We start from the raw sequence: 10,564 nt of genomic DNA, 5'->3' as shown, positions 1-10,564 counted from the left end.
ACCCAAGACAGGCCCCGCAAGTGCAGCAAAAAGCAGGATAAAGAAAAGACGAGGTCTTTTCAGGAGTGCCAGGTGTTGTATTCCATTCTTCTTGTAGAAGAAGTTGTAGAGGATGAAGATGGAAAGGCCCCCGAGGTTTCGTAGAAGGTTCGTTGCAACGGGACCGGTCTCGTCCATTGCAAATTTGGCCATGAGAAAGGAGACGGATTGCAGAATTGAGGCAAGAATGGCAAAGAGCAGGCCTGTGGAACGATCTTTCTGTTCTTGTTGGGCGAGGAGGGGCTTTCGGTCGAGCAGGACCATCAGCAACACCCCCAGGATTGTGGTTAGGATTCCCAAGACCTGGATACCGTTCAACCGTTCAGCGAACAGAAAGAAACCAAAGATGGCGGTAACCACCGGAGAGAGGGTCATGATTACCATCGATTCCCTGCTTCCCAGAAGTATATAGGCTTGGAAGAGCAACTTATCGGTAACGAAGTAACCTATTGCTCCGCTGGCAAGGATGAAGAAGTAGGTCTGTGGAGAGAGGTGGAGGGGGAACCACATCCCTTCCATAATATAGGTCAGGAGGATGATGGCTGGCAGGGCAAGCCACATCCGGATATGAGCTACTGCATCAGAACCGACCTGCTTTCCGAGATGGCGGTAAATGATGGAATTCTGAGCCCAACAAGCAGCGGTGACGAGGGCAAGCAACTGCCCGAGAAGAAGATTGCTATCCATGATGGGGTACAGTATCACGTCCTGGAATTCTGTACAATTGACGGAAGGACAACCAACGGCTAGAATGTGGCATAATCCAGAGGAGTTTCTTATGTTGCACGGATTCCCCCCGATCGAAAGCCCTCAAAGTACCGTGCTCATCCTGGGCACTGGTCCCAGTGTCAGGTCTGCCTTGAAACAACAGTATTATGGTCATGAAAGGAATGCATTCTGGCCGATCATGCGAGATCTGCTTGGGGGCGACATTGATCATTACGAGCAGAAGTGGGATTTGCTCCTCTCGCACGATATTGCCCTATGGGATGTGCTTTCAGCTTTCCAGCGGAAAGGATCTGCCGATTCTGCCTATACAGAGATGATACCCAACGATTTTCAACAATTTTTCCAGGAACATCCTGCAATCGAGAGGGTGCTGTTCAACGGGAAGAAGGCACAGGAGTTTTATAACAGGTTTGTCGGCATTTTCCCTGAATCCTGTTGTTTTCTCAGCATGCCGTCCACCAGTCCCGCATACACGCTCAGCTACGAGGAGAAACGTGAGCGATGGGCTGAAGGGCTAAAGATACTACCTGCTTCTTGATAATAAGTACGAATATCTCATGATAAGTAGTAACAGTTCTCTTTCTCTTTGGTTCTCCCTATGCTAGGATTTTGCATGACTTGAAGGGAGCAACGATGCGACTACAGCACAAGACCGTAACCAGGATAGTTCGGTATATCCTGTTGTTTGTGATGCCGGTGGTACTCCTTATCCTATTCTTGCTGAGAGGATATGAGACATCCTTACGCGACCAAGTCAAGCTACGACTTCAGGCAGAGCAAGAACGTGGTACCGCAGTTATCGCAAACCAGGTTGAAAATGCCTTTAGCCAGTTTGTCTCCGATCTACTGGTCGTCCATAATTCCAATGAATTAGCAGCATATAGAGCAAATCAGAATGAAGGAACCTTGCAGGAGGTTGCCAATCTCCTGGTTCGTATCAGTAAACAAAAACCGTATATCCTGCACCAACGCCTGCTTGACGGGCAAGGGCTCTTGCTTGCCCAAGCCGATACCAATGCAGAAGGCATGGTACGTTTGTTGGACGCCGGATATCTTGCTGATAGTGGTATCAGTGAAATGGTGCAGGAGATACAAACACTCAGCCCAAATGTCCTCTATATATCCGACATTATCCCTCAAAATGAAGGGAATCCCATACTTACCCTGGCTCTTCCTGTATACCAGGGCTCCAGAATGACTGGCATTATTGCCATCGATTATGATGCTTGTTATCTTCTCTCATTTCTTTCAGTATATCAGACTTCGCTGATGAAGGACCTGCAGTTCAGTATCATTGACAGACAGGGGAACATCATCATCGAAGGGGCATCAGATTGTAAAAATATCTATGCAGAGGGAATGAATCTGTTTTCCCATACACCCGGGATGCGTAGTCAATTGACAGGGAATAGAATTGGTTCCTATGTTTCTGAGGATATGGCATATACCTTTCAAGCCATCTATCCAGCAAGCAGTGAGAGGCTGTATTTCTCTACATCGAACAACTGGCTCTGGGCGGTTGTCAGCAGCTATGAACATGATCAGTTGCCGATTTTGACACAGGATTTCTTATTGTCGCATCCTTCGGTAAAATTCCTGCTCTCCTTCCTGGTACTCTTCGTTGGTTCCGTTGCAGTAGTCATCCTCCAGATCAGGGCAGATGATAAGCAACAACTACGTATCAGTTCCCTGATTGCAGATTATGCATCCAACGGTGTGGTGGTATATGACCCAGAAGGGCGGGTCACCTTCTGCAACAAGGCATTTGAGGAACTGAGTGGTTATACACAGGAGGAGTTGCATGGAAAGAAGGAGATGGCGCTCCGATATGACCTATTCCTCTCTCATGAACAATATGGGGAATCACTTCGTCCTGTATGGGTGTATCATGAGAGCAAGCACCGCTTACTCTGCTCCTTGGATGTTATCCATGTAGAGGGGAAGCGGTGGCAGGGGGATCATGCAATAGAAATCTACAGCCCCTCCCAGTGGAACACGATGGAGTTGCTTCAGCTCTGCAAAAAGTATCAAATTGACTACCATCAGTGTTTTGCGAGAACTATATTGATTCCTGAAGACACTGGTTCGTTTGTCTGTCTGCAGATACAACTCTTGAACAGCAAGGAGATTGGGATGCGTCTCAATCAACGGGAGCGAGTGCTTTTCTCGAATAGGTTCTCTACAACGCTTGAGAAAGTCCTTGATACGAGCTTTCCCATCCTCATAGCAGGGTTTGATTCATACCTGCTCTTCTTGGAGACGAAAAGCAGTGCGTATGAAATTGAGAGAATGGTAGCGTCACTGCTTTCCGGTTTCCATCTTCCATATCTCTTCGGGAAGTCATCCCTTGTCTTGCAGCTCTCAGTAGGAATCTCACTCTATCCAGAACCAAGTTCCAGTCTCTATGCTCTTGTGGAAAATGCTGCTATCGCCATGCATATGGTTACTCCAGGTACGGAACATGGGTATCTTTTTTACGATACACAGGTTGCAATGCGTTATGCAAGGAGAACTGCAATCAAGGATGCACTTGCCTCAGTATTCGAAACCGACCAGCTTTATCTGGCCTATCAAGCACTTGTCTCAGTCAAGGAAGAGAGGATCATCGGGGCGGAAGCACTTATCAGGTGGAGTCATCCTGAGTTAGGGCCCATCTATCCGGATGAGTTCCTCCCCCTTGTCAGGGAGCTCCAATTGACCGAGTTGTTGGGTAGATTTGTGATCGAGAGCGCAATCAGCTTCCTTCATGCACATTGGAAGGAGATTGCTTCCTCCATACCGAATTTTATCTTATCCATCAATCTAAGTGCTGATGAACTCTCCAATGTGCATCTTACCGACCTTTTGGTCAGTGAACTGCACAAGCAAAAGATTCCACGCTCCATGCTGGAGGTTGAATTGACCGAGCACACTGCAGTGGAGAGTCTCAGTAATACGAATGCGATCATGGACCAGTTGCATACACACGGGGTTTCATTGGCAATTGATGATTTTGGCACTGGTTTCAGCTCTCTCTCTTACTTGCTTGAATTACCAGCAGATATGATCAAGATTGACCGTTCATTTATTTCGCGCTATCCCGATTCCGAGTCCATTACCATTTACAAGACTGTCTTGCTTATGGCCAAGGAGATGGGAGCAGTGGTACTTGCAGAGGGAGTGGAGACGGCCGAACAGCTGGAATTCCTCAAGATCATCGGGTGTGATTACTACCAAGGCTATCTCTTCAGCAAACCCGTGGATGAGGCTACCTTCATGAAGCAGATCAAATCTGAAACAGTATGATTTATTCATAATGTATGAGCAATGGCTGTTGCCTGCAGCATTAAATGCCTTTGCTTTTCTCCATGCTCTTCCAAGCCACTGCTCATGTCCACTGCATAGGGACAGACGGTTCTGATTGCTTTCTCCAGATTCCCGGCGTGCAGTCCGCCTGCAAGAAATATTGGCTTGTCATAACCTGAGGCTTGCCTCCAGTCGAACACCTTCCCGCTCCCTCCTTTTGCGCCATCGAGCAAGAAATAATCTGCTGTACTGGATTCAACTACAGTAGTATGAGGATTACAGACCGCCTTGATGATGGGAAGCGAACAGACTGAGCGAAGGGTCTGCAGGTATACCTCATCCTCACTGCCATGCAGCTGAATGAGATCGATTGTACCTTCATCGGCGATACGAGCGATATGTTCAATCGATTCATCCACGAATACCCCGACAACCGATATCGAAGAACTCACCCGCTTACGTAAATCAGCTGCAACCGCTCTGCTTATCTGCCTCCGGCTTGGGGCAAAGACAAAGCCGATATAGTCACAACCTGCCTCATTGGCCCACTCTATGTGTTCTTCCCTTTGCATGCCACAGAGTTTGATTTTTGTCATACTTTCAATTCCTGTACGGCCTGTGCTCGGTCGACCCTTCTCATCAGCTGTTCACCTACCAATATTGCGGAGAATCCTGCTTGCTTGAGCTGAATTGCATCCTCCCTTCCCCTGATACCGCTCTCACTGACAGCCATTACTGAGGATGGGATCGAGTGAATCAAATGAAGGCTGGTTTCAAGATTGACTGTAAAGTTACGGAGATTGCGATTATTCACTCCTATGATCGTTGCTCCGGCTCCCAGCGCCAGATCCAGCTCCACTTCATCATGTACTTCCACCAAGGCATCCATCCCAAGGCTCCTGGTGAGGGAGAGAAAGGAAGACAAGGTGTTTTTATCAAGCAGGGCGGCAATGAGCAAAATCGCAGAAGAGCCCAGGATCCGTGATTCCAGAATCTGGTAGGGCGTTATGATAAAATCCTTCCTGAGGAGAGGCAGGGAGACACTCTCTCCAATACTGGTCAGATATGCATCATCACCCAAGAACCGGGTAGGTTCAGTAAGTATGCTCAATGCCGAAGCTCCTCCCGTCTCATACTCTTTTGCGATTGCCGGTGGGTCAAAGGAAGATGCAATGACGCCTTTTGAAGGGGATGCCTTTTTTACTTCAGCAATCACGGCAAGATGGTCACTCTCCAAGGCATGCTTGAATGGGTGACCTTCCAGTATGCTGGAAAATGCACGATTCTCAATACTCACGGTTTGTTTTCCATGGTATCGGTTGGCAGTGCTTGCTGCGAGTGATTGTAGGATATCCATGCTTATTCCTCGTTTGACAGTTTTACGAAGGCCTCAAGTTGCTGTAGTGCTTTCCCGCTATCGATTGCTTCTCGTGCGAGTTCGATACCTTGGGCAATGGTACTTGCTTTTCCAGCAATATAGAGCGCACATCCACTGTTGAGCAGCACGATATCCCGTTTGGGACCCTGCAATTTGCCACTGAGGATTGAGCGGGTGATTTCAGCATTCTCCTCTGCATTACCTCCAGTGAGATCTTCCCCTCTGCAACGTTTCAAGGAGAACTGTTCCGGGGTGATGGAGTAGTGTGTAAAGGTGCCATCTTGTACTTCACAGATATGTGTTTCTCCAGTCAAGGTGATTTCGTCCATACCGTCTTCCCCGCAGACAACCATCCCTCGTTTTACCCCAAGATTGGTCATTACCTGGGCCAAGGGAACGATAAGACTCTCATCGTAAACACCCATAAGCTGCAAGGAAGCTCCTGCAGGGTTGGCCAAGGGACCGAGAATATTGAATACGGTCCTGATCCCCAGCTCCTTTCTCACCGGGGCAACATATTTCATGCTGATGTGGTAGTTCTGGGCAAAGAGAAAGCAGAGACCGATCTTATCCAGCATTGCTTTGCTTCTTTGTTCATTGACTTGGATGTTTACTCCCAGTCTTTCAAACACATCGGCAGCCCCGCAATCTGAAGAGGCGGCTCGGTTGCCATGTTTCGCGACCGGCACTCCCATGCTGGAGATGACAATGCTGCTGGTGGATGAGATATTGAAGGTCTTGAGGTGGTCCCCTCCTGTACCAACGATCTCCAGGACCGGCAGGTCATGCAGTAGTCGTATACAGTGACTTCTCATGCTCTCGGCGCATGCGGTAATCTCCTCGATCGTCTCTCCCTTCAGGGAGAGGGCAGTGAGAAAACTGCTCATTTGCACCGGGGTTGCCTTCCCCTCCATGATTTCATGCATTACAGACAGTGCTGTACCGTAGTCAAGGTCCTGCTTCATGCTTAGTTGTTTGATGGCTTCCCGTATCATTGTGTTGCTCCTTTGTATGTGTATGCCACCTCCAGGAAGTTTTTCAACAATGTTCCCCCCCTGGGGGTGAGGATGGATTCAGGGTGGAATTGCACTCCATAGATGGGATAGTGGGTGTGTTGGATGGCCATTACCTGTCCATCCCCTGTCCATCCGGTCAAGACCAGGGAGGGGGGAAGACTCTTTGGATCAACGCTTAGGGAGTGGTACCGGCCTACCTTTTCTTCCCTTCCCAGATTGTGGAAGAGGGGGGATGAGGTGTCCAAAACACACGTTGATTGTTTGCCATGGCAGAGTGTCTCTGCATAAGAGACGGTGGCGCCAAATGCGGTAGCGATCGCCTGATGACCCAGACAGACACCAAGTATGGGAACTGTTGGGCCAAGTTGTTGTATAAGGCTGATGATGATTCCCGCTTCCTGGCAAGTTCCGGGGCCTGGGGAGATAATGATGGCCTGCATCCCAAGTGATGCAATCTCCTCTACGGTCATGACATCATTACGGACCACCTGGATATCCGGTTCCAAAGTCCCTATCATCTGGTAGAGGTTGTAGGAAAAACTGTCGTAGTTATCAATCAATAGGATCATAGGATGCCTCCTGAGGCTTTTTGCAAGGCTTCCTCTACCGCCTTTGCTTTTCGTTCACACTCTGCATACTCACTTTCTGCTACGCTGTCTGCTACAATACCCGCACCGCTGCGTACATACACGCTGTTTCCTTTTCGGTAGGCCAAGCGGATGGCAATACAGGTGTCCATGTTCTGGTTGCTTCCTATGTAACCGACAGCGCCTCCATAGATGCCTCGCTGGGTATGTTCCAGTTCCTCGATGATCTGGCAGGCACGGAGCTTTGGTGCTCCACTCAGCGTCCCGGCAGGGAGTACGGAGGCAATGGCTGAGAGTGCATCCTGGTCCTCCCGTATGGTTCCCTTCACCGTTGAGCCGATATGCATTACATGGCTGTAGCGTTGGATTTGGAGATAGGATTCAACTTCAACACTGCCGAACTTACTTATCTTTCCAAGATCATTACGCCCAAGGTCGACCAGCATATTATGCTCTGCAAGCTCCTTCTCATCGCTAAGAAGGTCCCTCTCATTCGCTAAGTCCTCTTCCTCCGTTTTCCCCCGTCTTTTGGTGCCCGCCAGGGGAAAGGTATGCAATATGCCATCCTTGAGATTGACCAAGGTCTCTGGTGATGCTCCGGCGATTTCAATCTCGCTGCCGGAGAAGTAGAACATATACGGGGAAGGGTTGATGGTTCTCAAGACTCGGTAGGTATCCATCAGACTTCCCTCGAATGCAGCTTCCCAACGGTTGGAAAGTACCACCTGGAAGATGTCTCCTTCCTTGATATAGTCTTTAGCCTTCTCCACCATGGAGCAATAGGTTTCCTTGTTGAAGAGTGGTCTGAGTGGTTCTTTCATGACACCTGGAAACCGCTTAAGAGGACGCTCATCCTGTACAATCCTGTGCATTGCAAGTAACCGCTGCTGTGCTTCCTCATATCCTCTTGCACCGTCCTTTGCCTGATAGGTAACGATGAGGGTCAACACCTGGCGGTAGTGGTCGAAACAGATCACCTGGTCGAAGAACATGAGGTCGAGATCCTTGAAAGCATCATCCTTCCTATAGTCGATGAGTAGATGGGGTTCCTGGTATTTGATGTAGTCATAGCTGAAGTAGCCTACAAGGCCCCCCGTGAATGGGGGCAGCTTTTCAATGGGAATGCTCTTATAGACTTCCAGGATGCCTCTGATCACCTTCTCAGGGTGTTCTTCCGATGTCTCTTTGCTCCCATCCCGGTGTTGAACAGTGGTTGTGTGGTCTTGGGTCGAAAGGGCCAGCAAGGGGTCGTATCCGAGAAAGGAGTAGCGTCCCCATCTCTGTCTGTCATCGACGCTTTCAAGTAAGAAACAGTGGGAACTCTCTGCCTTTAATCGGGAAAGCACGGTGATGGGGGTATGCTGGTCACAAAGCATTTCGAGGGTGAGAGGAAGATAGCCCCCTTCATCCTGGTAGGCCAACGCCGCTTCCTTTGTTGGATAGTACTGCATGTATGCTCCTTGTGTTTCTGTATGAAGAAACTGTTTGGGTAAAAAAAGATATCACACCGTGATGGCCCTCTTCATCTCCCTCACGTACCCTGATACCGCCTCTACACTGCCTCTTCCTTTTTCAGCAATGATATTCATAATCGCAGAACCAACAATGATGCCGTCCGCAAAGGTAGCGATGTGACGCCCTTGTTCCGGAGTATGGATACCAAATCCAACTGCACAGGGAGTATCGCTGTTTGCTTTTGCAAGTTCCACCATCTCCCTGGCACTGTCACTCAGGTTGGTTCGCATACCGGTAACACCCAATGAGCTTACACAGTAGAGAAATCCCTCACTGTGCCTGGAGACCGCAATGACCCGTTGTCTGCTGGTTGGGGCGATCATGCTGATCAACTTGATACCCTCCGCTTTGCAAGAATCCTTGATCTCACCTTGTTCCTCATAGGGAAGGTCTGGAATAATCAGACCGTCAAGGCCTGCCTGCCTTGCGCTGGAAAGGAACCGCTCCTTCTGATACTTGTACACCGGGTTGAAGTAGGTCATGCAGACCAAGGGGATCTGGGTGTGTTTTCTCAGTCGTTCGATCAGGGTGAAAAGATCGTGGATCTTGAACCCTGAAGCTAGGGCTCGTTCATCTGCCCGTTGGATCACCGGTCCTTCCGCTATGGGATCAGAGAAGGGAAGGCCCAGTTCCACGAGGTCCGCTCCTGCTTCTGCCATAGCGAGCACCAACTCTTCAGTCAGTGATATGTCTGGATCGGCACAGGTTACGAAAGGGATGAATGCGGTACCTTCACAGAAGGCCTGCTGGATTCGGTCATTCATAGAGTGTTTCTCCTTGGTAGCGGGCAATCGCTGCCACATCCTTGTCTCCCCGTCCGGAGAGATTGACCACGATGATTGCATCCTCCTCCAGGGTAGGAGCGAGCTTCATGGCGTATGCGAGTGCGTGGGCACTTTCAATGGCGCAGATAATCCCCTCTTTTCGACTGAGGTATGTGAATGCATCAACTGCCTCAGCATCGGTGATCGGTATGTATGTTGCCCGTTTGGTTGCATACAGCTGGGCATGCTCTGGGCCGATACCAGGATAGTCGAGTCCTGCACTGATGGAGTAGACCTCATCTATTTGTCCATCCTCATTCTGGCAAAAGATACTCTTCATCCCATGAAACACTCCCTCGCTGCCCTTGCTCAGCGTTGCTGCATGTTCGTTGGTATCGATGCCCTTTCCTGCTGCTTCACAACCGATAAGATGCACAGAAGGTTCTTCGATGAAGTCATGGAAGATACCGATTGCATTCGATCCTCCTCCTACACAGGCAATGATGTAGTCTGGCAATTTGCCTTCAGCTGCAAGTATCTGTGTCCTCACTTCCTGCCCGATGATTTTCTGGAAGTCCCTCACCATGGTGGGGAAGGGGTGTGGTCCCATGACCGAGCCAAGGACATAGTGGGTGTCATCTATCCTCCTGGTCCACTCCCTCATGGTCTCATTCACTGCGTCCTTGAGTGTTTTGGTACCGCTCTGTACAGGGTGAACCGTGGCACCGAGCAGGCGCATCCGGTAGACGTTGAGTGCCTGCCTCTGGCAATCTACCTCACCCATGAAAATCTCACACTCAAGCCCCATCAGTGCAGCTACCGTGGCCGTGGCAACACCATGTTGGCCAGCTCCGGTCTCCGCGATCACCCGTGTTTTTCCCATGTGCTTGGCAAGCAGGCACTGACCGAGAACATTATTGATCTTATGGGAGCCTGTATGGTTGAGGTCTTCGCGCTTGAGATAGACCTTGGCACCGGCGAGGTCCTTTGTCATATTCTCCGCATAGGTCAAGAGGCTTGGCCTGGCAGCATAGTTCTGGTAGAGGGCCCTAAGCTCACCCTGGAAGGTTGCATCATCCTTGAGTGAGTTGTACGCAGTTTCCAATTCCTGGATTGCACTCATCAGGGTCTCTGGTATGTACTTGCCTCCATAGGGGCCGAATCGTCCTGGTTCCATCGGTTACTCCTTGTGATAGGAGCATACATGTTTCTATTAATAGAATCAAGGTTTTTGGACAAGAATTTTGATTT

10 protein-coding genes are annotated in these 10,564 nt (G+C 49.5%); 2 read left to right on the top strand and 8 right to left on the bottom strand.

The genetic code is table 11. The features are described 5' to 3' along the window. The coding region (locus tag AB7S66_RS08920) for a DMT family transporter (protein WP_428519196.1) at positions 1 to 726 on the bottom strand (726 nt) is incomplete at its 3' end. Positions 727 to 817: 91 nt separating this feature from the next. Between AB7S66_RS08920 and AB7S66_RS08915 the strand changes: the two genes are divergently transcribed. Together AB7S66_RS08915 and AB7S66_RS08910 are read left to right on the top strand one after the other, a co-directional pair. Beyond that, on the top strand, positions 818 to 1,306 hold the full coding sequence (locus AB7S66_RS08915; RefSeq protein WP_428519194.1) for a DNA-deoxyinosine glycosylase: 489 nt from the start codon (positions 818 to 820) through the stop codon (positions 1,304 to 1,306). 71 nt (positions 1,307 to 1,377) lie between these two features. After that, the gene (locus AB7S66_RS08910; RefSeq protein ID WP_428519192.1) at positions 1,378 to 4,053 is read left to right on the top strand and encodes an EAL domain-containing protein; all 2,676 of its coding nucleotides are present in this window, start codon (positions 1,378 to 1,380) and stop codon (positions 4,051 to 4,053) included. 5 nt (positions 4,054 to 4,058) lie between these two features. Here the strand turns inward: AB7S66_RS08910 and AB7S66_RS08905 are convergent, their stop codons facing one another. From AB7S66_RS08905 to trpB, 7 genes are read right to left on the bottom strand one after another with little or no spacing between them, the layout of a single operon-like run. Further along, positions 4,059 to 4,649, bottom strand: a complete 591-nt coding sequence (locus AB7S66_RS08905; protein WP_428519190.1) for a phosphoribosylanthranilate isomerase — start codon at positions 4,647 to 4,649, stop codon at positions 4,059 to 4,061. Next, on the bottom strand, positions 4,646 to 5,410 hold the full coding sequence (gene trpC, locus AB7S66_RS08900; RefSeq protein ID WP_428519188.1) for an indole-3-glycerol phosphate synthase TrpC: 765 nt from the start codon (positions 5,408 to 5,410) through the stop codon (positions 4,646 to 4,648). The genes AB7S66_RS08905 and trpC overlap by 4 nt, the downstream gene beginning before the upstream one ends. A gap of 2 nt (positions 5,411 to 5,412) precedes the next feature. Continuing rightward, entirely contained in the window at positions 5,413 to 6,426 is a 1,014-nt protein-coding gene (gene trpD / locus AB7S66_RS08895) for an anthranilate phosphoribosyltransferase (protein WP_428519186.1), read from the bottom strand. Beyond that, positions 6,423 to 7,016 carry an anthranilate synthase component II gene (locus AB7S66_RS08890; RefSeq protein WP_428519184.1) on the bottom strand — a complete coding sequence of 198 codons (594 nt, stop codon included), beginning with the start codon at positions 7,014 to 7,016 and terminating at the stop codon, positions 6,423 to 6,425. Before AB7S66_RS08890 ends, trpD begins: the two co-directional genes overlap by 4 nt. After that, positions 7,013 to 8,485 carry an anthranilate synthase component I family protein gene (locus tag AB7S66_RS08885; protein WP_428519182.1) on the bottom strand — a complete coding sequence of 491 codons (1,473 nt, stop codon included), beginning with the start codon at positions 8,483 to 8,485 and terminating at the stop codon, positions 7,013 to 7,015. The genes AB7S66_RS08890 and AB7S66_RS08885 overlap by 4 nt, the downstream gene beginning before the upstream one ends. A gap of 51 nt (positions 8,486 to 8,536) precedes the next feature. Further along, entirely contained in the window at positions 8,537 to 9,313 is a 777-nt protein-coding gene (gene trpA / locus AB7S66_RS08880) for a tryptophan synthase subunit alpha (protein ID WP_428519180.1), read from the bottom strand. After that, a complete protein-coding gene (gene trpB, locus AB7S66_RS08875; protein ID WP_428519178.1) occupies positions 9,306 to 10,490 on the bottom strand; it encodes a tryptophan synthase subunit beta in 1,185 nt (394 codons plus the stop codon). The genes trpA and trpB overlap by 8 nt, the downstream gene beginning before the upstream one ends. Between the last annotated feature and the right edge of the window lie 74 nt (positions 10,491 to 10,564).

Origin of the sequence: Sphaerochaeta sp., from assembly GCF_050178175.1 — a bacterium.
In the GTDB taxonomy this organism is placed as follows: Bacteria; Spirochaetota; Spirochaetia; order Sphaerochaetales; family Sphaerochaetaceae; genus Sphaerochaeta.
This window is presented reverse-complemented; position numbering and strand designations above follow the sequence as displayed.

Excerpts from the sequence above, each read along its gene's own strand:
- AB7S66_RS08905 (WP_428519190.1), bottom strand. The coding sequence starts at position 4,649 with ATGACAAAAATCAAACTCTGTGGCATGCAAAGGGAAGAACACATAGAG.
- trpD (WP_428519186.1), bottom strand. The coding sequence starts at position 6,426 with ATGATACGGGAAGCCATCAAACAACTAAGCATGAAGCAGGACCTTGAC.
- trpB (WP_428519178.1), bottom strand. The coding sequence starts at position 10,490 with ATGGAACCAGGACGATTCGGCCCCTATGGAGGCAAGTACATACCAGAG.
- AB7S66_RS08915 (WP_428519194.1), top strand. The coding sequence starts at position 818 with ATGTTGCACGGATTCCCCCCGATCGAAAGCCCTCAAAGTACCGTGCTC.
- AB7S66_RS08885 (WP_428519182.1), bottom strand. The coding sequence starts at position 8,485 with ATGCAGTACTATCCAACAAAGGAAGCGGCGTTGGCCTACCAGGATGAA.
- AB7S66_RS08890 (WP_428519184.1), bottom strand. The coding sequence starts at position 7,016 with ATGATCCTATTGATTGATAACTACGACAGTTTTTCCTACAACCTCTAC.
- trpC (WP_428519188.1), bottom strand. The coding sequence starts at position 5,410 with ATGGATATCCTACAATCACTCGCAGCAAGCACTGCCAACCGATACCAT.
- trpA (WP_428519180.1), bottom strand. The coding sequence starts at position 9,313 with ATGAATGACCGAATCCAGCAGGCCTTCTGTGAAGGTACCGCATTCATC.